Origin of the sequence: Streptomyces sp. AgN23 (genome assembly GCF_001598115.1) — a bacterium.
GTDB classification, from domain to species: Bacteria; Actinomycetota; Actinomycetes; order Streptomycetales; family Streptomycetaceae; genus Streptomyces; species Streptomyces antimycoticus.
In genome coordinates, this window is the sequence record NZ_CP007153.1 from 963,532 (window position 1) to 984,273 (window position 20,742).

19 protein-coding genes are annotated in these 20,742 nt (G+C 71.3%); 11 read left to right on the forward strand and 8 right to left on the reverse strand.

Annotated features, from left to right (window positions below; genetic code table 11):
* Positions 1-90: 90 nt before the first annotated feature.
* Positions 91-564: an SRPBCC domain-containing protein gene (locus tag AS97_RS04355; RefSeq protein WP_059142552.1), complete on the forward strand. Its 474-nt coding sequence runs from the start codon at positions 91-93 to the stop codon at positions 562-564.
* 51 nt (positions 565-615) lie between these two features.
* On the opposite strand, the gene AS97_RS04360 is transcribed toward AS97_RS04355, so the two are convergent.
* A complete protein-coding gene (locus AS97_RS04360; protein WP_059142551.1) occupies positions 616-1,128 on the reverse strand; it encodes a MarR family transcriptional regulator in 513 nt (170 codons plus the stop codon).
* A gap of 151 nt (positions 1,129-1,279) precedes the next feature.
* Between AS97_RS04360 and AS97_RS04365 the strand changes: the two genes are divergently transcribed.
* On the forward strand, positions 1,280-2,473 hold the full coding sequence (locus tag AS97_RS04365; protein WP_210567134.1) for an FAD-dependent monooxygenase: 1,194 nt from the start codon (positions 1,280-1,282) through the stop codon (positions 2,471-2,473).
* 33 nt (positions 2,474-2,506) lie between these two features.
* On the opposite strand, the gene AS97_RS04370 is transcribed toward AS97_RS04365, so the two are convergent.
* Positions 2,507-3,703, reverse strand: coding sequence for a pectin esterase (locus AS97_RS04370; RefSeq protein ID WP_247204228.1), 1,197 nt, complete (start codon positions 3,701-3,703; stop codon positions 2,507-2,509).
* Positions 3,704-3,863: 160 nt separating this feature from the next.
* Here AS97_RS04370 and AS97_RS04375 point away from each other — a divergent pair, with 160 nt between their 5' ends.
* Entirely contained in the window at positions 3,864-5,594 is a 1,731-nt protein-coding gene (locus AS97_RS04375; protein WP_247204229.1) for a glycoside hydrolase 43 family protein, read from the forward strand.
* A gap of 223 nt (positions 5,595-5,817) precedes the next feature.
* Positions 5,818-6,093 (forward strand): hypothetical protein, encoded by a 276-nt coding sequence (locus AS97_RS04380; RefSeq protein ID WP_247204230.1) that lies wholly within the window; start codon positions 5,818-5,820, stop codon positions 6,091-6,093.
* Between the two features lie 255 nt (positions 6,094-6,348).
* Here the strand turns inward: AS97_RS04380 and AS97_RS04385 are convergent, their stop codons facing one another.
* On the reverse strand, positions 6,349-7,080 hold the full coding sequence (locus tag AS97_RS04385) for a class I SAM-dependent methyltransferase (RefSeq protein WP_210564367.1): 732 nt from the start codon (positions 7,078-7,080) through the stop codon (positions 6,349-6,351).
* A gap of 235 nt (positions 7,081-7,315) precedes the next feature.
* On the opposite strand from AS97_RS04385, the gene AS97_RS04390 reads away from it, so the two are divergent.
* Both AS97_RS04390 and AS97_RS04395 read left to right on the forward strand, forming a co-directional pair.
* Positions 7,316-9,715 (forward strand): RICIN domain-containing protein, encoded by a 2,400-nt coding sequence (locus tag AS97_RS04390; protein WP_210564368.1) that lies wholly within the window; start codon positions 7,316-7,318, stop codon positions 9,713-9,715.
* Positions 9,716-10,545: 830 nt separating this feature from the next.
* Positions 10,546-11,304 carry a nucleotidyltransferase domain-containing protein gene (locus tag AS97_RS04395; protein ID WP_210564369.1) on the forward strand — a complete coding sequence of 253 codons (759 nt, stop codon included), beginning with the start codon at positions 10,546-10,548 and terminating at the stop codon, positions 11,302-11,304.
* Positions 11,305-11,326: 22 nt separating this feature from the next.
* On the opposite strand, the gene AS97_RS04400 is transcribed toward AS97_RS04395, so the two are convergent.
* The 4 genes from AS97_RS04400 to AS97_RS04415 all read right to left on the reverse strand — a co-directional run bounded on the left by AS97_RS04400 (position 11,327) and on the right by AS97_RS04415 (position 14,948).
* A complete protein-coding gene (locus tag AS97_RS04400; RefSeq protein WP_247204231.1) occupies positions 11,327-11,947 on the reverse strand; it encodes a response regulator transcription factor in 621 nt (206 codons plus the stop codon).
* 11 nt (positions 11,948-11,958) lie between these two features.
* Entirely contained in the window at positions 11,959-13,191 is a 1,233-nt protein-coding gene (locus tag AS97_RS04405; RefSeq protein WP_210564371.1) for a histidine kinase, read from the reverse strand.
* Between the two features lie 68 nt (positions 13,192-13,259).
* Positions 13,260-13,781 carry a hypothetical protein gene (locus AS97_RS04410; RefSeq protein WP_059142544.1) on the reverse strand — a complete coding sequence of 174 codons (522 nt, stop codon included), beginning with the start codon at positions 13,779-13,781 and terminating at the stop codon, positions 13,260-13,262.
* 177 nt (positions 13,782-13,958) lie between these two features.
* Positions 13,959-14,948, reverse strand: coding sequence for an EamA family transporter (locus AS97_RS04415; RefSeq protein WP_247204232.1), 990 nt, complete (start codon positions 14,946-14,948; stop codon positions 13,959-13,961).
* A 68-nt stretch (positions 14,949-15,016) separates the two neighbouring features.
* Between AS97_RS04415 and AS97_RS04420 the strand changes: the two genes are divergently transcribed.
* The 5 genes from AS97_RS04420 (at position 15,017) to AS97_RS04440 (ending at position 19,418) form a co-directional block, all read left to right on the forward strand.
* Complete coding sequence (locus AS97_RS04420) at positions 15,017-15,871, forward strand: LysR family transcriptional regulator (RefSeq protein WP_086708140.1); 855 nt, start codon at positions 15,017-15,019, stop codon at positions 15,869-15,871.
* 63 nt (positions 15,872-15,934) lie between these two features.
* Complete coding sequence (locus AS97_RS04425; protein ID WP_086708142.1) at positions 15,935-16,423, forward strand: MarR family winged helix-turn-helix transcriptional regulator; 489 nt, start codon at positions 15,935-15,937, stop codon at positions 16,421-16,423.
* Positions 16,424-16,580: 157 nt separating this feature from the next.
* The gene (locus AS97_RS04430) at positions 16,581-18,071 is read left to right on the forward strand and encodes an MFS transporter (protein ID WP_210564372.1); all 1,491 of its coding nucleotides are present in this window, start codon (positions 16,581-16,583) and stop codon (positions 18,069-18,071) included.
* Positions 18,072-18,108: 37 nt separating this feature from the next.
* Complete coding sequence (locus AS97_RS04435; RefSeq protein ID WP_086708146.1) at positions 18,109-18,618, forward strand: TIGR03618 family F420-dependent PPOX class oxidoreductase; 510 nt, start codon at positions 18,109-18,111, stop codon at positions 18,616-18,618.
* Positions 18,619-18,986: 368 nt separating this feature from the next.
* Positions 18,987-19,418: a hypothetical protein gene (locus tag AS97_RS04440; protein ID WP_063804832.1), complete on the forward strand. Its 432-nt coding sequence runs from the start codon at positions 18,987-18,989 to the stop codon at positions 19,416-19,418.
* 83 nt (positions 19,419-19,501) lie between these two features.
* On the opposite strand, the gene AS97_RS04445 is transcribed toward AS97_RS04440, so the two are convergent.
* A complete protein-coding gene (locus AS97_RS04445; RefSeq protein WP_059142537.1) occupies positions 19,502-20,695 on the reverse strand; it encodes a cytochrome P450 in 1,194 nt (397 codons plus the stop codon).
* Between the last annotated feature and the right edge of the window lie 47 nt (positions 20,696-20,742).

Consider the following 20,742-nt stretch of genomic DNA (forward strand, 5'->3'; position numbering starts at 1 on the left):
GGACGCAAGACCTCCGCCGCCGTCCAACCCAGCGGCCGGGCGCCGGGCAATCGGCTCATATGCCCGGCGCCCGGCCGCTAGGTTGGACGCATGTATGCCATGCGAGTCTCCCGGCGTGTGAACGCTCCGCGCTCGGCCGTCTACCGGGCGCTTCTCGACGCGAGCGCCGTCGCGGCCTGGCGGGTGCCCGACGGCATGACCTGCCGGGTGCATGAGTTCGACCCCCGCGAAGGGGGCACCTTCCGCATCTCGCTCATCTACGACGACCCGGCGAGCACCGGCAAGTCGGGCGGCCATACGGACACCTATCACGGCCGCTTCGGCCGGCTGGTGCCGGACGAGCAGGTGGTCGAGGTGTCCGAGTTCGAGACCCCGGATCCCGCCCTGCGCACCACGATGACGATCACGACCACGCTCACCGACGCGGCGGGCGGCGGCACGGACGTCCACATCCTGCACGAGGGGCTCCCCGACTCCGTACCGGCCGCCGACAACGAGCTGGGCACCCGTATGAGCCTGGACAAGCTGGCCGAGCTCGTCGAGACGGGCCGGGAGCCCGGCTAGGAGGATCTCCGGCCGGGCGCGTGGCCGCTTACGCGGGCCGATCGTCGCCGCTCAAGCGGGCCCGTCGTCGTCGAAGGAGCCCAGATGGGCGGTGAGGTCGTCGACGAAGCGCGCCAGAAGCCGGCCGAAGACCTCGCGATCGTGCGGGCTCCAGCCCGCGAGGGCGTCGCCGAACCATCCGAGGACGGTCCGCATGTAGCGGTCGGTCGCCGCCGCTCCCTCGGCGGTCGGTTCGATGAGCCGAGCGCGCTGATCGTCCGGATCGGTGACCCGGTGGACCAGTCCGCGCCGCGCCAGCTCGTTCACCTGCCGGGTCACATGGGGCCCGACGACCTGCATCCGTGAGGCGATCTCCCCCACGCGCAGGGGGCCGCCCGCCACACGCAGGGTGAACAGCACCGACATCGCGGGCCGGTCCACGGATACACCGGCGGCCTCCATGGCGCGCTCGGTCAGGCGGCCCCGGTTCACGGCACCGCTGAGCTGCGTCAGGCGGGGCAGCATGGCCAGCAGGTCGTGTTCACCGTCGCCGCCCTGCCCGGCCTCCGATTCCTCGGCGGACATCCCGCCCTCCACATCTACCTAAGTTAGGTATATAGTCATTCCATCGACCCCACGCCTCGGGGCTTTTTCACGCCACCAAAAAGGATACCTGAGTTAGGTATACGCCAGGCCCTCCCCGCAGGAGGGCCGGAGAGGAGTGCCCATGGGCGGCATGAACACCGCGCCGAAGCGCACGATCCTGGTCTCCGGCGCCAGCATCGCCGGCCCCGCGCTGGCCTACTGGCTCCACCGGTACGGCTTCGCGGTCACCGTCGTCGAGAAGGCGGCCGCACTACGCGGTGGCGGCTACCCCATCGACATCCGCGGCACCGCGGTCGAGGCCGTCCGGCGCATGGGGGTGCTCCCCCGGCTCCGGGACGCCCACGTCGGCGTCCGCCGGATCTCCTTCGTCGACGCGGAAGGCCGTCCGATAGCCGACCTCCGGCCCGAAGCCCTCTCCGGCGGCGAGGAAGGCCATGACCTCGAAATCCCCCGCGGAGAGCTGGCCGAGATCCTCTACGGCGCGATCCGCGACGACGTCGAACTCCTCTTCAACGACTCCATCGCCACCCTCCACGACCACGACGGCGGTGTGGACGTGACCTTCCGCGGCGGAGCCCGGCGCACCTTCGACCTGGTCATCGGCGCCGACGGCATCCACTCGCACACCAGGGGCCTGGCCTTCGGCCCCGAGGAGCCCTACCACCGCTATCTCGGCCACAGCTTCGCCGGCTTCACCATGCCCAACCACCTGGGGCTCGCCCACGAGGGTCGCACCTGGAACGTGCCGGGCAGGACCGCCGTCCTCTACGCACCCCGCGACGGCGACCGGGTGCACGCCTTCCTCAGCTTCCTGCGCCCCGACCCGCCCCTCGACGCCTTCCGCGACCCCGCCGCCCAGCGCGACCTCGTGGCCGGGACGTTCGCCGGATACGCATGGGAGATCCCGCGCATGGTCGCCGCCCTGCGCGACAGCGACGACCTCTTCTTCGACGTGGTCAGCCAGATCCATATGCCACGGTGGTCCACCGGCCGGGTCGCCCTGGTCGGCGACGCCGCCTACGCGCCGTCGTTCTTCTCCGGTCAGGGCTCGAGCCTGGCGCTGGTCGGCGCGTACGTCCTCGCGGGCGAGCTGGCCGCGGGCCCCGACCATGCCGATGCCTACGAGAGGTACGAGCGCACCCTGCGGTCGTTCGTGGAGATGAACCAGGCACTCGCCACCGAAGGAAGCGCGAGCCTGTCTCCCCGTACCCCCGAGGACCTGGCCCGGCGCAACGAGGCGCTGCGCGACCCGTCCCCCGTGCTCAACAGCACGGGCCGGCACGCGCACTCGGCGCTGGCCCTCCCCGGCTACGACGCCGCGTAAGGGCAGGTCACGCCGATATCGGTGCTGACCAGGTCAGCCGGTGGTACCGATGGCCCGGGTGGGACCCGAGCCGGAGGTCACGATGGACGGCACCCGGTCGGCGGGGTCGAGGGAGTAGGAGTAATACGCCTTCGGGTCGAACGCGGTGCCGCCGCTCTCGTTGCGGCCGGTGGTGTTGACAAAGAGGTTGCCACGCTGGACCAGGGCGGCGGTGGCGTCCTTGATGACGGGGTTCTCGAAGCCCTGGAAGTAGCTGTTCTCCAGCACCATCTTGGTGTTTCCCCGGGCGTAGTTGCCGTAGGAGGAGTTGATGTCCGTACCGGGGTCGTCCTGCAGGTAGTTGTTGTACAGATGCGCATGGGCGATGTTGTCGGCGGACGGGTTGCGCTGCTCGCTCTCGCGGAACCAGTTGTGGTGGATCGTGATGTCGGCCGTGGTGTTCTCCGTCCAGCCGATCCCGAAGCTCTTGTTGTTCCGCTGCAGCCGGTTCCAGGACACCGTGAGGTAGGTGGTGTCCTTACGGCTGTCGATCAGCCCGTCGGCCATATGCCGCAGTTCGTTGTGATCGATCCACACATGGTGGGCACCGTCCATCTGGATCGCGTCCCAGTCGTGCTCCTTGTCGTTCCATGTGCCCTCGTAGGAGTCACGGATCGTCAGATTCCTGATGATGACGTTGTGCACCCCCTGGCCCAGGAAGAAGCCCCCGCCGATGATCTGGCCCGAGGTGCCCGAGCCCACGATGGTCTTGTCGGAGGCGACCTTGATCTCCTTGCCCTTGGGATCCATCGTGATCGCCGCGGCCACGACGATGACGTACGGCTCGGATGCCGTCGCGTACTTCTCGAGATCGGCGAGTGTCCGCACGGTGACGGTACGGCCGTCGCGGCCCCCGTACGTACCGTTCTGCCCCAGCGCGCTGACGGAGGCGAACCCGTCGGCGACCTCGGCGCTCCAGGGCGTGGCGGCCGGCCCCCGCCCGTCCTCGGCGAACGCGCCCTCCCCCGGCAGGACGACCGCGCCCGCCAGCGTCAGGGTTCCGACGACCGCTGCCAGCCCACGACGCCTGCCGCGCCCCACCGCCCGACGTTCGGCTTCCATGGCCCACCACTCCCACTGCTCGACGACATCTGCCGTGCGACAGTCGCCACCGCGCGCCGGGAGGTTGCCGGGGCCGGGGCCGCCGCCGCTGATCCGGTAGCGGATTCTCGCCGGTCTTGCCCGGGCCATGACGCGCTGACAGACTCCACCGGAGGACAGAAAGCGCTTACCGACAGACAGGCCACCCAACAGGCAATCGCACCACCCAAACAGCCAGACGCACCGCACAACAGGCAGTCGCACCGCCCAACCGACGGACGCACCCCCATGAGTCGCCCCGGAGGGAACAGTGAGCGAACACGGTCGCAGGCAGGTATTACGGAGCGGCCTCGGCGCGGTCGCCGGATCGACGGTGCTCGGCGGAGTCGGCGCCACCACCCCGGCTTCCGGGGCGCCACGGCCAGGCGGACCGATCGAGGCAGGTGGTGTGGTGACGGCAAGTGAAGCGGCCTCGGCCCCAGCACATCTGCCATGGGTGGCCGACCTGGGGGACGGCCGCTATCGGAACCCGGTGCTCAACGCCGACTGGTCCGACCCCGACGTGATCCGGGTGGGCCCGTACTTCTATCTGGTCGCCTCCACCTTCAACCGTGTTCCCGGACTGCCCGTGCTGCGGTCCGTCGACCTGGTCAACTGGAGCGTCATCGGCCACGCCCTGACCGAACTGGAGCCCAAGGACCACTTCAGCGAGCCGAGGCACGGGGAAGGGGTGTGGGCGCCTGCCCTGCGCCATCACGACGGCAAGTTCTGGATCTTCTATCCCGACCCCGACTTCGGGATCTTCATAGTGACCGCCACCGATCCGCGAGGGCCATGGAGCGCACCGCGTCCGGTCAAACCGGGCAAGGGGTTGATCGACCCGTGTCCGTTGTGGGACGACGACGGGCAGGCGTATCTGGTCCACGCATGGGCGAAGAGCCGCAGCGGCATCAACAACCGGCTCACGCTGCACCGTATGAGCCCGGACGGAACCGAGCTGCTCGACGCGGGCCGGACCGTGATCAACGGCGATGACCTCCCCGGCTACACCACACTGGAGGGCCCGAAACTCTACAAGCGGGACGGCTGGTACTGGATCTTCGCGCCCGCCGGAGGTGTCACCAACGGCTGGCAGTCGGCGTTCCGCTCCCGCTCCGTCTGGGGGCCGTACGAGGACCGCATCGTCCTCGCCCAGGGCGACACCCCCGTCAACGGGCCGCACCAGGGCGCGTGGGTGACCACCGAGAGCGGCGAGGACTGGTTTCTGCACTTCCAGGACCGCGATGCCTACGGGCGGGTGGTGCACCTCCAGCCGATGCGGTGGCGCACCGATGGCTGGCCGGTGATGGGCACCGACGACGGCAGCGGCCGGGGTGCGCCGGTGCTGGTGCACACCAAGCCCCGCGTGGTCGGCCGGACGGAGGTCACCGCGCCGGCCAGTAGCGACGACTTCAGCGGGGCGGAGCTGGGCCGGCAGTGGATGTGGCAGGCGAACGCCGACCCGGCGTGGTGGTCGCTGCGCCACTCCCCGGGACGGCTCGCCCTGGTCTGCCAACCGAGCCCGGTCGCCGACGACTTGCGGCTGCTGCCCCCTGTACTGACCCAGCGGTTGCCCGCCGAATCGTTCACCGCGACGACCTCGATGAGCGTGTCCGCCATGACGGCGGGGTCCCGGGCCGGGCTGGTGGTCCTGGGCGAGAGCTACGCCTGGGTGGGCCTGCGCCACGACGGCGACCGGATCGTCCGCGTATGCCGTACCGCGGCCCAGGACGCCGCCGAGGTGGACGTCGTCACGCCGGTGCCGTTGCGGAGGGGGCTCTCTGCCGTACGGCTCCGGGTGACCGTGCGGCCGGGAGCGGTGTGCCAGTTCGCGGCCGAGGTGGACGGGCGGGGGTTCACACCGCTCGGGGCGCCGTTCCCGGCGACCGCGGGCAAGTGGATCGGGGCGACCGTGGGACTCTTCGCCACCGGTCCGGCGACCGGCGGCAGGGGCGGAGTGGCGGAGTTCGACCGGTTCCGGGTCGGACCGATTTCCTCGTAGATGGCCGGGACGGGGCTTCGAAACCAGTCCCCGCCGGTTCGTGGTGCCCCGTCGGCAGAAGGGGCGCCCAGGAGGGCGCCCCCAGCGGTAGCCGGGAGGAACACCATGCACCAGCGCATCGCCGTCACGGCAGCCCTGTCCGCGGCCCTCGTCGCCGTACTCGCCGGCGCGCCCACCGCATCGGCCGAGCCCAGCCCGCCCGACTGCCCCGGGGAACGTCTGCGTGTCCGACAGCGACGTGGGCACCGGCGGGCCGGCCGTGATCAAGAGCACCGGCAACTGGAGGGGCTCCCACCCGACCGGCATCGCCGGCAGCACGATCTTCAACAACGGCACCCGCCAGCCGGGCCACGATCACATTCAGGCCACCTGGGTCTTCAACGGACAGACGTCTGGCAGGTGTCCCCACTTCCACCCCGGCCCCGGCGACTACAAGTCGATCATCGGGGACAAGGCCACCCTGACCAGCCTCACCTGGCGCGGCGAATGTGACGACTGAACGGGCGGACGTCCCCTGCCCGGCCGGGCAGGGGACGTCGCCGAAGGCCCGGTACGGCTCAGATCACGGGGCCGACGGCATGGTGAGCGGGTGCGGAAACCGTCCACGCGAAGGCCGTAGCGGCTCTTCAGATGGCGCCAGAAGTCGCCCAGTCGTCGGCGACCCGCGACGGGGCGGCCGTCGCGGCACCGGGCGCGGCGACGCCGCCTCCGCGTGGGTCGCGCTCACATCGGTCAGTGGCCAAAATAGTCCCGCTCAGACCGGCCGGGTGGCCACCACCAGTCGGCAGCGAGGGCTGCCGTCCGCTCGCCGGCCGAGCTCCTCCAGTGCTCGCAGTTCGACCTCGAACCCGGCCCGGAGCAGCTCTTCCCGCACCTCCGCGAGCCGGAAGGTCCGGTAGTACATCACAAAGCGCGGCCGCCACAGCGCGTTGCGCACCCGCATCGCGGTGTCGAACGCCAGGAGCTCCCAGTAGTGCCGGGATCCCGGACGGGCCGGTGCCCCGATCGGGAAGGCGAACGTGCCGCCCGGGCGGAGCACGGAGTGGACCTGGGCGAAGAGCCCCGGCAGCTCCCGCGGCAGAAAGTGGCCGAACGCCCCGAAGCTCACCGCCAGGTCGAAGACCGGCCCGAACGGGAGGGCGCGTACGTCGGCGCGTACCCAGTCCGTGCGCGGGGCGTCCGGCGCCACCGGCGTACGGGCCCGGCCCTCGGCCAGCATGCCCGCGCTGAAGTCGACGCCGGTGATCCGCTCCCGGCACACCTGCCGCAGCACGCCCATGCCCGCGCCGGTTCCGCAGCACACGTCGAGGCCGCTGCCGAAGGGCCCGAGCCCGCGCAGGGCGCCGGTCACCGAGTCCAGCACCGACGCCGGGGTCCGGTACCCGGTGTGGTCGAACTTCGGGGCCAGCAGGTCGTAGCCGTGCTGGACGGACGACAGCGCCTGGACGGCGAGCTCACGAAAGGTGGGGCCCTGGGATGCCGACATCACCCTCAGCATAGAGCCCCACCCGGGGCAGGACGGTCCTACTCCCGGCTTGGTCACACGCCCGGCTTGCCGTACTCCCGGCCTGTCGTGCTCCCGATCTGTCATGCACCTGGACAGGGCACCGGGGGCGTGCTGTGATGCCCGACAACGATGTCAGGCACGACGTGTCGTCCTTGACCATCCCTCGGCACTTCTTCGGCACTTCCTCGGCACCCCCACCGACAGGAGCCGCACGATGCCCCTCGACCGACGTCGCTTCCTCCGCACCAGTGCCCTCACCCTCGGTACCCCCGCGCTCGCCGCCCGCCTGGCCCCGGCCGCCGTGGCATCCCCGGCCCAGCGGCCGAGGACCCCGCTGGCCGACGCCTTCGACCGGCTCCCGTCCGGGAGTGTCACCCCGCGCGGATGGCTGGCCGAGCAGCTCCGTCTCCAACTCCATGGGCTCTGCGGCCGGTACGAGGAGCGCTCGCACTTCCTCGACGTCAATGTCACCGGCTGGACCCATCCGGACCAGGACGGCTGGGAGGAGGTGCCCTACTGGCTGCGTGGCTACGTCCCGCTGGCCGTGGCCACCCGTGACCAGGCAGCGCTCACGAACTCCCGCAAGTGGATCGACGCCATCCTCGCCACCCAGCAGGGCGACGGCTTCTTCGGACCGCGCTCCCTGCGGACAAAGCTGAACGGCGGCCCCGACTTCTGGCCGTTCCTCCCCCTCCTCATGGCCCTGCGCACCCATGAGGAGTTCACCGGCGACCAGCGCGTCGTCCCCTTCCTGACCCGCTTCCTGAGCTTCATGAACGCGCAGGGGCCGGGCGCCTTCGACTCCAGCTGGGTCTCCTACCGCTGGGGCGACGGGCTCGACACCGCGATGTGGCTGTACCGCCGCACGGGCGAGGCGTTCCTCCTCGACCTCGTCCACAAGATGCATACGTACGGCGCCAATTGGGTCGACAACCTCCCGAGCCCGCACAACGTCAATATCGCCCAGGGTTTCCGCGAGCCCGCCCAGTACGCGCAGGTGACCGGCTCCGCCGAGCTCAGACAGGCGACCTACCGCACCTACGCGTCGGTGCTCGGCACATACGGCCAGTTCCCGGGCGGTGGCATCGCCGGCGACGAGAACTACCGCCCGGGTTTCGCGGACCCCCGGCAGGGGTTCGAGACCTGCGGCATCGTCGAGTTCATGGCCAGCCATGAGCTGCTGACCCGGATCACCGGCGACCCCGTCTGGGCGGACCGCTGCGAAGACCTGGCCTTCAACATGCTGCCCGCCGCCCTCGACCCCCAGGGCACCGGCACCCACTACATCACCAGCGCGAACAGCATCGATCTGAACAACGCGGTGAAGTCCCAGGGGCAGTTCCAGAACGGCTTCGCCATGCAGTCGTACCAGCCGGGCGTCGACCAGTACCGCTGCTGTCCGCACAACTACGGCATGGGCTGGCCGTACTTCGCCGAGGAGCTGTGGCTGGCCACTCCCGACAAGGGACTCGCGGCCTCCCTCTACGCCGCGTGCCAGGTGAGCGCGAAGGTGGCCGGCGGTACGACGGTCACCTTCACCGAGGACACCGACTATCCGTTCGACGAGACCATCCGGCTCACCCTGTCCACCCGCGAGAAGGTGGCTTTCCCGCTCCATCTGCGTGTCCCCGGCTGGTGCGAGAACCCCCGTATCGAGGTCAACGGACGGGCGGTGGCCGCGGGCAGCGGTCCGGCCTTCGTCAAGGTCGACCGGAGCTGGTCGGACGGCGATGTGGTGACGATCCGCCTGCCGCAGCGCACCACCCTGCGGACCTGGTCCGGGCAGCACGACGCGGTCAGCGTCGACCACGGCCCGCTGACGTACTCCCTGCGCATCGGCGAGGACTTCGTGCGCTACGCCGGCACCGACACCTTCCCCGAGTACGCAGTGCACGCCACCACGCCGTGGAACTACGGCCTCGCCCCCGGGGCCCTTCCCGTCCTCACTCGTGACGACGGTCCGCTCGCCGCGAATCCCTTCACCCACGAGGGCACCCCGGTCCGCATGACCGCCCAGGCGCGTCGCATCCCCGAGTGGGTCTCCGACGACGAGCGGGTGGTCACCCCGCTGCAGCAGAGCCCGGCCCGGGCCGACACACCGGCCGAGACGGTCACCCTCATCCCCATGGGCGCGGCCCGGCTGCGCATCACCTGCTTTCCGACGGCCTCGCCGGACGGCCGGGCATGGACCCCGGAGCCGCCCTTCCGCCGCCTGCGGAACAAGCACAGCGGCAAGGTGCTCGCAGTCGACGAGATGTCCACCGCCAACAGCGCCCGCGTGGTGCAGTTCGACAACACTCCCACGGGAGACCACGCCTGGCAGTGGATCGACCGGGGCGACGGCTGGTTTCTGATCCGCAACGGCCACAGCGGCAAGGTCCTGGGCGTCGACCGGATGTCGACCGCCAACAGCGCCATCGTCGTCCAGTACGAGGACAACGGCACGGCCGATCACCTCTGGAGGAAGGTGGACAACGGCGACGGCTGGTTCCGCGTCCTCAACAAGAACAGCCAGAAGGTGCTGGGTGTCGACGGCATGTCCACTGCCAACAGTGCCCAGGTGGTGCAGTACGACGACAACGGAACCGACGACCATCTGTGGCGGCTCGTGTGATCGGGCCCTGAAGATGACGTCGCGGCGGCACTCCGTAGCAAGGTGTCGGCACGGCATCAACGGATGAGGCCCTCGGCGCCGGGCTGTCCGCCCGGCGCCGTGGCATCTCCGCACGCTCCGCTCAGCGCCGGGCGTGCACCGCTTCGGCCGACGGGCGGTCCAGGCCCGCCACGCGGTGTACCAGCCGTCGGGACCGTTCGTACGGACGTCGGGTCCGGCCCAGGCGATGTGGCCCTCGGGGCGGAGCAAGGCGGGGCCGGAGTCGGTGCACTGGGCCTGGGCCATCGCTGTGTCGACGCGCGGCGCACCCTTTTCGCGGATCAGCAGCAAGCCACCGGCCCGCTGGAGTTCGGTCGACCGGCCCTCGGCGAGAGGGACTTCCGTGGCTCGGGTGCCCACCAGTGCGTGCCGACGCCGGTCGCTCGGGTGACGCAGGGTGACGCCGGAGAAGCCTCCGGCGATCGTGCCGGGCCCGGCCGACGCCCGGCACGGCCGGGGCCAGGTGGTCGCGCGGCCACCGCGCCGGCCGCGGCCCGAGGGTGACGGCGCGCATCATGGCACCGTCCGGCGCAGGGCACGGCGGCCGACGGGGTGGCGCTCCCGGTGGTAGGTGTCCAGGATGACCGGGTCGGCTCCGCCGAGGGCGAGGTCGAGCGCCGGTGTTCCGGTGCACCGGGCTCGGGTCCCGGCGGGGGCGGTAAGATCGGCGTCATGAAGTGATGACCCGGCGCACCGACCGCGATCCGCGTGAACGCCGCCCGAGCCCGCGCTCCGGCGTCCGGTCGGTGTGCCCGCAGCCCCCGTCATCCACTTCACACGATCGGATCCGTATGACCGACATGACCGACGACATGTTCCTCGACGAGGTCGCTGAGCGGCTCGCCGCCCTGCCCGCCGTACGCGCCGTCACCCTCGGGGGCTCGCGTGCGCAAGGCACCCACACCCCGGAGAGCGACTGGGACCTGGCCGTGTACTACCGGGGCGGCTTCGACCCGACCGATCTGCGGGCCATCGGCTGGGAGGGCGAGGTCTCCGAGATCGGCGAGTGGGGCGGTGGTGTCTTCAACGGGGGCGCCTGGCTGACGATCGACGGACGGCGCGTGGACGTCCACTACCGCGACCTCGAGGTGGTGGAACACGAACTCGCCGAGTCGCGGCAGGGCCGCTTCCACTGGGAGCCGCTGATGTTCCACCTCGCGGGCATCCCCAGCTATCTCGTGGTCGCCGAACTCGCCCTCAACCAGGTGCTGCGGGGCACCCTGCCCCGCCCCGAGTACCCGCAGGCGCTGCGCGAGGCGGCACCGCCGGTGTGGCGCGGGCGCGCGGCTCTGACACTGCGGTATGCCTCGGCCTCGTACGTCGGACGTGGCCAGGCCACGGAGGTCGCGGGTGCGGTGGCGACCGCCGCCGTGCAGACGGCGCACGCGGTGCTGGCGGCGCGCGGTGAGTGGGCCACCAACGAGAAACGTCTCCTCCAGCGGGCGGGCCTGCGCGGTATCGACACGATCGTGGCAGGGCTGCGGCCGGACCCCGCTGTCCTGGCCGAGGCGGTCGCCGATGCCGAGGCGCTGCTCGAAGCCGCCGGCTGAGCGGTGTCGTCCTGGGCGCGCCTCAACCGAGTCCGTGTCGGTGCGCGTAGGCGATGGCCTGGCCGCGGTCACGGCTGCCGGTCTTGGCGAAGACGCGGTTGACATGGGTTTTGACGGTGGCCTCGCTGACGAACAGCGAGCGGGCGATCTCGCGGTTGGACAGTCCCTTGGCCATGCAGATGAGCACTTCGGCCTCGCGTGCGGTCAGCCCGGCGGGCAGCTCCCGCGATCCAGCGGCGGGCTGCTGCCGGGCGAGCGCGACGAGGCGGGCGTGTACGGCGGGATCCAGGAGGGCCTGCCCGCGGGCGGCCGCCCGCAGTGCCCGATCGACGTCCTCGCGCCCGGCTTCCTTGGTGAGGTAGCCCAGGGCCCCGGCGGTGAGCGCCGCGTTGATCGATTCGTCGTCGATGAAGGTGGTCAGCACGACGACATGCGTCCCGGGATGGTCCATGGCGATGTGCCGCGTGGCCTCGATGCCGTCCATATGCGGCATGCGCAGGTCCATCAGCACCACGTCCGGGGAATGCTCGGCGACCGCGGCCAGGGCCTGCCGACCGTCGCCGACGGCGGCGACCACCTGGACGTCGGGCAGCCGCTCGCAGATGGTGACCAATCCGTCGCGGACGATGGTCTGGTCGTCCACGATGACCACCTTCACGCCGGGACCTCCGCTTCCACACTCCAGCCACCGGCTTTGGGGCCTGCGCCTTCGGGGCCTGCGCCTTCGGGACCTGCGCCTTCGGGACCTGCGCCTTCGGGACCTGCGTCGAGTGTGCCGCCGAGCAGTTCCACGCGCTCGCGCATGCCGGTGAGGCCGAAGCCACCGCCGGTCTCGGCAAGCGCTCCGGCCGGATGGACGCCAGATCGTACCGTCGCCTCATTGGTGACCGTCAGGCGGGTGGACGCTTCGCCGAAGGCCAGGGTGACGGCGACGGCGGCGCCCGGTGCGTGCTTGCGCGTGTTGGTGAGTGCTTCCTGCGCGACTCGCAGCAGGGCCATTCCGGCCGCCGGCGGCAGCGGCCGTACGGACCCGGTGATCCGGAAGTCGGCGCCTTCGTCCGTGGCGAGAGCGGTGAGCTGTTCGTCGAGGGCGACCGGCTCCTCGCGCAGCGCCCGCACCGCCCGGCGGGTCTCGTCCAGGCCCTCCACGACCAGGCGGCGGGACCGGCCGATGGCGGCCCGCACCTCGTCGGTGCCGGCGCCGTCCTCGACGATGGAATCAAGAGCGGTGATCTGCACCGACAGCGCCGACAGCGTGTGGGCCAGCACATCGTGCACCTCCCGGGCGATCCGGTTGCGCTCGGCGAACAGCTCCGCGCGCTCGTGCTCGACGGCGCCGCGTTCCCACGCCACCGCCAGCTCGGCCTCGGACCGCAGCCGGTGCCGGCGCTGGCGGCGTACGACGCCCAGCAGCAAGCCGAACAGCGCGCCCACCCCCACGGCGGCGAGCTTCGCGACATCCTGCCCGTCGATGGCGAGGGCGACGGCGGCGGCCGCGATACCCAGGCCGGCCAGAGCCGTGGCGGGGAGCAGCCCCACCAGCATGAGGGCGCACATCGCGGCCACCCCCACGACCACCGCACCGAATGACGCCCACGCCCCCGCAACCCCGCCGCAAACCCCCACCAGGGCCACCGCGCACACACCGACCGTCGGCCGGTCTCTCCGCAGCCCCACCAGCCAGCCGACCCAGCCCAGGCCCAGGCCCACGGTGACCACCAGCGCGGCGAGGCCGTGGGCGTCGAGGCCGGGATGTGTCGCCTGTACCGCCCCGTAGATCAAGCCGCCCAAGGCGAGCAGGCCCACGGCCCATTCCGCGGTCGGCTCATTGACATCCAGCCGGCCGGACGGTCCGCCGGGTCCCGAGGGGCGATCACCAGTACTCATCCGACCAGCATGCCGCGCCCGTGACCTGCCCGGCCCCAGGGGCCACCGCTCACCCCGTGGCCCGTCGCTCACCGAACACCCAGCCGGCCCCGGTCGGACGACCCCAGGAGCGCCTCCCGTGCACGCCAGGCCACGATGGCCGTGCGGGCGATCACCTCGGCAAGCGCCATCAGGAGAATCGCCGGGGCCCAGGCCGTCGGATCAAGGTGGTAGTCGGTCGAGAAGCGGCCGATCGCCTCGTCGCCACCCTGCGTGGCGAACAGCTGGAAGGCCATACGGAAGCCGCAGCCCACCACCCACAGCACGGCCGCCGTGGCCGTGGCGCGCGCGATGACCTCACCGGCGTCGTTGTGGTACACCCGGGTCAGCAGCCCGGCCCCCGCGCCCAGAGCGAGCCCGATCAGCGTCGTCGCCACGATCAGAAAGAGATCGTTGCCCGACGTCGGGATCTCGTGCAGGTACTTCGTCGCCGCCCATGCGACGAGCGCCACCGGGAGCAGCAGCGTCTTCGCCGTCAACCGTCGGCCACGCAGTTGCAGCAGCACCATGCCCACGAGGGCGATATCGATCAGCCAGTCCTTGATATCCATGCCGTCATGCTCGGCCGGAGCCCCTGCCGCACACGTCAACCCGCAGGTCCACCCCGGGTGGACATGAGCCTCCACCCACACCCGAGCACCGCGCTGTGAGCGGTGGCGTCATGCCCGCCGGGACGGGACCCCGTCAGCCGTGTCGCGCGCCGGCCGTCGGGGGCGGTACGCGGTCCTTCAGCCGCGCCGGGTGAGGATGCTCAGTGTGTTGGCCGCGACGATGGCGCCTATGCTCGTCCACTCCGTCCAGCCCAGGTTCTGCCCCAGGCCGACCCAGCCCACCAGGGCGGCGAGGACGGGGTTGACGCTCATGAAGAGCCCGAACGCCTGGGCGGGCACACGCCGCAGGGTGAACAGGTCCGCGAGGTACGGCACGGCCGAGGAGAGAACGCCCGCGGTGACGGCGTACGCCACGGCACTCGCGGTCGGCGGCTGATGGACGGCGACGGCGATCCCGACCGGCAGGAACATCAGGGCGGAGAGCCCCGCGGCCGCCGCCGACCCCTGAGCGCCGGGGACCCGTCGGCCCACGGTGCGGTTGAGCAGGATGTACGACGCCCAGCACACGGCGGCCAGCAGCCCGAGCCCCATGCCCAGGTAGTCGGCCGAGGGCCGTGGACGCATCAGTGTCACCACGGCGGCCGCCGCGACCAGCGCACAGCAGGCGTCCGCCCGGCGCCGTGAGGTGGCCAGCGCGATGCACAGCGGGCCGAGGAACTCCAGGGTCACCGCCAGCCCGAGGCCGATGCGGTCGATGGCGGTGTACAGGGAGAGGTTCATGGTGCCGAACACCACGGCAAGACCCACCACCGGCCGCCACTGCCACCGGGTGAGGCTCCGCAGCCGGGGCCTGCCGACGGCCAGCAGGACGATCGCGGCCACGTACTGGCGGACGGCGACGACCCCGACCGGGCCGAGGACGGGGAAGGCGTGGGAGCCGATCGCGGCGCCGGTCTGGTTGGACAGACCGCTGCCGATCATCGTGGCCACACCGGCGAACCGCCGCCCGGTCGGCTGCTGCTCCGGGACTGGGTCCGGGCTCGGCCCCGGTCCCAGGTCCACATCCATCCCGGGGCCCGGGCCGGAGTCGGCGGGAGCCGACGGGATCCGGTGTGCGGTTCCCGTCGATCGTGCGGCGGCGATACGTGACGCGGGAGCTGGTCGCATGCGTCGATCGTGCGCCGGGACCACACATGCACATAATGCGTTCGGTGCCTTATCTATACGCTGGAGGTATGGATGTGGAGCTGCGGCAACTGCGCTGCCTCGTGGCGATCGTGGACGAGGGCACCTTCACCGATGCCGCCATCGCGCTCGGCGTCTCCCAGGCCGCCGTGTCCCGGACCCTGGCCTCGCTCGAACGCTCCCTGGGCACACGGCTGTTGCGGCGGACCTCCCGCGAAGTGACCCCGACGGGCACCGGGCTGCGCGTGGTGGCACACGCCCGGCGGGTGCTGGCGGAGGTGGACGGCCTGATCCGGGAGGCCATATCGGGCCACGCCCGTCTGCGGATCGGCTACGCCTGGTCCGCGCTCGGCCGCCACACCCCCGCCTTCCAGCGCCGCTGGGCCCAGGCGTATCCCGAGACGGATCTGCACCTCGTCCGTGTGCATTCCGCGACAGCCGGATTGGCGGAGAGCGTCTGTGATCTGGCCGTCGTGCGCAGACCCCTCGACGAGCGCCGCTTCGATTCCGCCATCGTCGGGCTGGAGCGGCGGCTGTGTGCCGTGGCCGCCGACGACCCCCTCGCCAGGCGCCGCTCGGTCCGGCTGGCCGACCTCAGCGGACGTACCCTGCTGGTCGACCGGCGGACCGGGACCACCACCGCGGAGCTGTGGCCGCCCGACTCCCGTCCGGCCACGGAGGAGACCCACGACGTGGAGGACTGGCTCACGGTGATCTCCGCGGGCCGCTGCGTCGGCATGACGGCGGAGTCCACCGCCAACCAGTACCCGAGGCCCGGAATCGCCTACCGGCCGGTCCGCGACGCCGAACCGATCGCGGTACGCCTCGCCTGGTGGCGGGACGACCCGCACCCCGCCACCCAAACCGCGATCGAGCTGCTCACCACCCTCTACCGCAACGGCTGACCCCGACCGGGTATGGACTGTTCCGGATAATCCAGTACGGATCGAATTGTTACCCTGGGCCACATGACCGCGATGGCGCCCACCCAGAACGAACCGGACCTGTCCTTCCTCCTCGACCACACCAGCCACGTCCTGCGCACCCAGATGTCGGCCGCGCTCGCCGAGATCGGACTGACGGCACGGATGCACTGCGTACTGGTCCACGCCCTGGAGGAGGAGCGCACCCAGGCACAGCTCGCCGAGATCGGCGACATGGACAAGACCACGATGGTGGTGACGGTGGACGCCCTGGAGAAGGCGGGTCTCGCGGAGCGGCGCGCCTCGACCCGGGATCGCCGGGCCCGGATCATCGCGGTGACCGAGGAGGGAGCGCGGATCGCCAAGCAGAGCCAGAACATCGTGGACGGCGTCCACCGGGAGGCGCTGGCGACACTCCCCGAGACCCAACGCGCCGCCCTGCTACGGGCCTTGACCCGGCTGACGGAGGGGCATCTGGCCGCACCCGCCGAAAGTCCCCGCCCGGCCCGGCGGGCGCGCCAGAGCGAGAAGTAGCACCGCCCCAGAGCCGCGTCCTGACCCAGGCCCGGCGCCACCCCTGGAGCCACGAGCAGAGTCGCGAGCAGAGCACGAGTCGAGCCGAAACAAATAGTCTGCAACGAAACCATCTGCTACGGTCATTCCTGTCGCGTCTACCGACAGGAGTGACCGCATGTCCGCCACCGCGTCCGAGTCCGCACCGTCCTCTTCCCGCGTCCGCCCAACACGCCAACTGGCCCTCGGGGTCATCGCCACCGGGATGTTGATGGTCATCCTCGACGGCAGCATCGTGACGGTGGCCATGCCCGCCATCCAGAGCGATCTGGGGTTCTCCCCCGCCGGGCTGAGCTGGGTCGTCAACGCCTATCTGATCGCGTTCGGCGGTCTGCTGCTGCTCGCGGGCCGAATCGGCGATCTCATCGGCCGCAAGCGCATGTTCCTGGCCGGCACCGCGGTGTTCACCGCGGCCTCGCTTCTGGCGGCCGTGGCCACCTCCCCCGCGGCGCTGATCGCCGCCCGGTTTCTGCAGGGGGTCGGCAGCGCGCTGGCGTCCGCGGTCAGCCTGGGCATCCTCGTCACGCTCTTCACCGAATCCGCCGAACGCGCGAAGGCCATCGCCGTGTTCAGCTTCACCGGCGCCGCCGGAGCCTCGATCGGCCAAGTGCTCGGGGGCCTTCTCACCGACGCGCTCAGCTGGCACTGGATCTTCCTGATCAATCTGCCGATCGGACTGCTGACCCTCGCGGCCGCCATATCCGTCCTGCCCGCCGACCGCGGGCCCGGTCTCGCGGCCGGCGCCGACGTCCTCGGCGCCCTGCTCGTCACGGCCGGGCTGATGCTGGGCATCTACACCGTCGTCAAGGTGGCGGACTACGGCTGGACGGCGGCGCACACGCTCGGCATCGGCGCCGTCTCGCTCCTCCTGCTCGCCCTGTTCCTGGTCCGCCAGGCCACCGCCCGCACCCCGCTGATGCCCCTGCGGATCCTGCGGTCGCGCGGCGTCGCGGGGGCCAACCTGGTCCAGGTCCTGATGGTGGCCGCGCTCTTCTCGTTCCAGATCCTCGTCGCCCTCTATCTGCGGAATGTGCTGGGATACGGCGCCACCAGGACCGGTCTGGCCATGCTCCCGGCCGCTCTCGCCATCGGCGCGGTGTCACTCGGCGTCTCCGCGCGGCTCAGCGCCCGCTTCGGCGACCGCGCGGTGCTGCTGGCCGGGCTGGCGCTGCTGGCCGGGGTCCTCGGACTGCTCGTCCGCGTCCCCGTGCACGCCCGGTACCTCCCCGACCTCCTCCCGGTCATGCTGCTCGCCGCCGGTTTCGGGCTGGCCCTCCCCGCGCTGACCAGCCTCGGGATGTCCGGTGCGAAGGAGGACGAGGCCGGGCTCGTCTCCGGGCTGTTCAACACCACTCAGCAGATCGGCATGGCGCTGGGCGTCGCCGTGCTGTCCACCCTGGCGGCCTCCCGCACCGACGCGCTGCTCGCCCGGGGCAAGGGTCGGGCCGAGGCGCTGACCGGCGGCTACCACCTGGCCTTCGCCGTCGGAGCGGGGCTCATCGTGACGGCCTTCGCCGTGGCGCTCACCGTGCTGCGAGGGCCCGCGCCGAAGCGCCCCGCCGCGCCACGGAAGGCCAACCCGCCCGCCGCGCCCGTCACTACCGCCTGACCCTCTCTTCTCCCCTTCCAGCGAAAGGTGTGCCCTCATGGCGACGACCGAGACCACGAGCCCGACGAACGGCGCCGGGACGGCACCAGGGGCCGGACCCGCGCCCCGGGTGCTCACCGAGGACGAGCTGTCCCTGATACTCCGGGACCAGCGGTTCGGGGTGCTCGCGACGGTCAGGCGCAGCGGCCATCCCCATCTGTCGACCGTGATCCACCACTGGAGTCCCGAGGAGCGGGTGCTGCGCATCTCCTCCACCGCCGATCGGCTCAAGGTGCGTCAGCTACGGCGCGATCCCCATGCCGCCGTGCATGTGGGCGCACCGGACGGCTGGTCGTTCGCCGTCGCCGAGGGAGAGGCGGAGGTATCGGAGGTGACGGCCGTCCCCGGGGACGCGGTCGGGCGGGAACTGCTCTCCATGACGCCCGGATTCGCCGATCCGCGCGACGAAGCGGCCTTCCTGGAGCAGTTGGTGGCGGACCGGCGGGTGGTGATCAGGATCCGGGTGTCCCGTCTGTACGGAACGGCCCTCGCCATGGCCACCACCTGACCACCCGCCGGAACCGCACCCTTGCCCAGGCCGGTGGTTTCCCTGCCCGGACACGGTGAACATCGTGTCCGGGCCGTACGTATCGGGAGTGTGGCGCACCTGATGCACGCACCCGGTGCTCGGGTGCGGAGGGCTCGGGTGTCGCTCGGACGGTACGTCGCCCTCGAAGACGGCGACGTCGGACGACGGGTCCCCGTGGCCCGCCGTGGGAGACATCGTCGGCGTCTGCCGGGTCGCCCTGGCCGGAGGTTTCGTGCTGGTGCAGCAGCGGCGCGGCGCGGGCAACGAATGAGCCAGGGGGCGCCCCGCCACGCCGACGGCCCCCGCGCCCCGGGTTTGCTGCCGGGCCGAGTGGTAACGCGGTGGACATGACCGAGAAGAAGAACGCACACACAAGTGTCAGGAGCGCCAACGCTCACGCGAAGGCCACCACCACCAAGGCCAAGGAGACGACGGCAAAGGCCAAGGACACCGCGGGCGAGGCGGAGACCACGGCGAAGACCGCCGCCGCGAGCGCCGCGACGACCGCCGCGCACACCGCTCATATCGCCGCCGACAAGGCTCATGTGGCTGCCGAGAAGGCCGTGGCCACCGGTCGTACCGTGGCGGCCGAGGCCCCCAAGAAGGCGGCCGCGGCGGCCGGTTCGGCCTGGGTCGCGCTCAAGGCACGGAAGGTCCAGGCAGCAGTCGCCGGCGCGGGAGCCGCCGCGGCGGGCGCCACCGCGGTGGTCCTGCGCAGGCGCGCCGCCCGGCGTCGCAGCCCGCTCGCACGTCTGACCGGTGGCCGGCTCGGCGCCTGAGGTCCGCGGTCGGCGTACGCGGCCTCTTTCCCCGCGCGCCCGTCACCGCCGCCCGCCCCTGGCCTTCCGGCCACCGGCTGGGGCTACTCGGCCGCCCAGGTCACCGGCAGCTCGTGGACACCGTAGAACGAGGTGTTCTCCCGGTACCGGATCTCCTCCGGGGCCACCGCCAGACGCAGACCGGGGAACCTGGCGAGCAACCGCTGCAGGAGCACCTTCAGCTCCACCCTCGCCAGCTGCTGGCCCAGGCACTGATGCACACCGTGTCCGAACGCGAGATGGGACGTGTGCGGCCGGTCGAGGGCGAGGCGGTCGGGGTCGGCGAAGCGCTCGGGGTCCCGATTGGCGGTGGACACCAGACCGGCCACCATCTCGCCCTGCGCGATGGGATGCCCATTGATCACGGCGTCCTCGGTGGCGGTCCGCACGGTGCCGAAGTTGTTGACGGGGAAGTAGCGGAGGAACTCCTCCACGGCGTCGTCGAGCAGGTCGGGATTCTCACGCAACCGGGTCAGCTTCTCACGGTCCTCGAACAGCGCCAGCATGCCGAGGCCGATCAGGTTCTCCACGGGTTCATGGCCGGCGAAAATGATGGTCATGGCGATGCCGACCACCTCCTCGTCGGTCAGCGCCCCGCCCTCGACCTCGTCGTGCAGCAGCCTGCTGATCATGTCGTCCGCGGGCTCCGCCCGCTTGGCACGTACGAATCCCCGCATCTCGTCCCACCAAGCGGTCGCCATCGCGCCGACGGCCTGGTCGTCGCCGCCGGTCTCCCTGAGCGTGCGTACCTCGTGGTCGAATTTCTGGTGGTAGGTGTACGGCACGCCGAGAATCTCGGAGATCACCATCGCGGGCACCGGGTTGGCATAGGCAGCGACGAGATCGGCGCTGGTGCCCATCGCCTCCATCGCATCGAGGTGCTGGTCGGCCAGCCGCTCGATCCGGCCGGTCAGTTCGCGTGCACCGCGCACCGAGAACTCGGCGGTGAGTGTGCGGCGGTAGCGGGTGTGGTCCGGTGGGTCCATGGAGAAGAAGAAGCCCGCCGGTATCTCCGGGCTCATCGCCGGGAACGGCACCCTGGCGCCGCTGAACCGGGAGTCCGCCAGCATGGCCCTGATGTCGTCGTGCTTGGTCAGGAACCACATCACCAGGCCGCCGGGCAGCTCCAGTTTGCCCAGCTCACCCGCGTCCCGCAGGCGGCGGTGGTTCTCCGGAGGGTCGTACGGGCAACGCCGTTCGGCCTTCACGGTCCCGGGAAGGGGCAGGGTCTCGCTCACTGTTGACTCCCTCGTATGTGCCTCAGGGGCGGATGGTGCGTCAGGGA

Bases quoted from the DNA above. Each gene is read 5' to 3' on its own strand.
- AS97_RS04360 (WP_059142551.1), bottom strand. From the start codon at position 1,128: ATGTCCGCCGAGGAATCGGAGGCCGGGCAGGGCGGCGACGGTGAACAC.
- AS97_RS04440 (WP_063804832.1), top strand. From the start codon at position 18,987: ATGACCGAGAAGAAGAACGCACACACAAGTGTCAGGAGCGCCAACGCT.
- AS97_RS04430 (WP_210564372.1), top strand. From the start codon at position 16,581: ATGTCCGCCACCGCGTCCGAGTCCGCACCGTCCTCTTCCCGCGTCCGC.
- AS97_RS04425 (WP_086708142.1), top strand. From the start codon at position 15,935: ATGACCGCGATGGCGCCCACCCAGAACGAACCGGACCTGTCCTTCCTC.
- AS97_RS04365 (WP_210567134.1), top strand. From the start codon at position 1,280: ATGAACACCGCGCCGAAGCGCACGATCCTGGTCTCCGGCGCCAGCATC.
- AS97_RS04405 (WP_210564371.1), bottom strand. From the start codon at position 13,191: ATGAGTACTGGTGATCGCCCCTCGGGACCCGGCGGACCGTCCGGCCGG.
- AS97_RS04435 (WP_086708146.1), top strand. From the start codon at position 18,109: ATGGCGACGACCGAGACCACGAGCCCGACGAACGGCGCCGGGACGGCA.
- AS97_RS04420 (WP_086708140.1), top strand. From the start codon at position 15,017: ATGGATGTGGAGCTGCGGCAACTGCGCTGCCTCGTGGCGATCGTGGAC.
- AS97_RS04395 (WP_210564369.1), top strand. From the start codon at position 10,546: ATGACCGACATGACCGACGACATGTTCCTCGACGAGGTCGCTGAGCGG.
- AS97_RS04390 (WP_210564368.1), top strand. From the start codon at position 7,316: ATGCCCCTCGACCGACGTCGCTTCCTCCGCACCAGTGCCCTCACCCTC.
- AS97_RS04355 (WP_059142552.1), top strand. From the start codon at position 91: ATGTATGCCATGCGAGTCTCCCGGCGTGTGAACGCTCCGCGCTCGGCC.
- AS97_RS04370 (WP_247204228.1), bottom strand. From the start codon at position 3,703: ATGGCCCGGGCAAGACCGGCGAGAATCCGCTACCGGATCAGCGGCGGC.
- AS97_RS04385 (WP_210564367.1), bottom strand. From the start codon at position 7,080: ATGTCGGCATCCCAGGGCCCCACCTTTCGTGAGCTCGCCGTCCAGGCG.
- AS97_RS04415 (WP_247204232.1), bottom strand. From the start codon at position 14,948: ATGCGACCAGCTCCCGCGTCACGTATCGCCGCCGCACGATCGACGGGA.
- AS97_RS04410 (WP_059142544.1), bottom strand. From the start codon at position 13,781: ATGGATATCAAGGACTGGCTGATCGATATCGCCCTCGTGGGCATGGTG.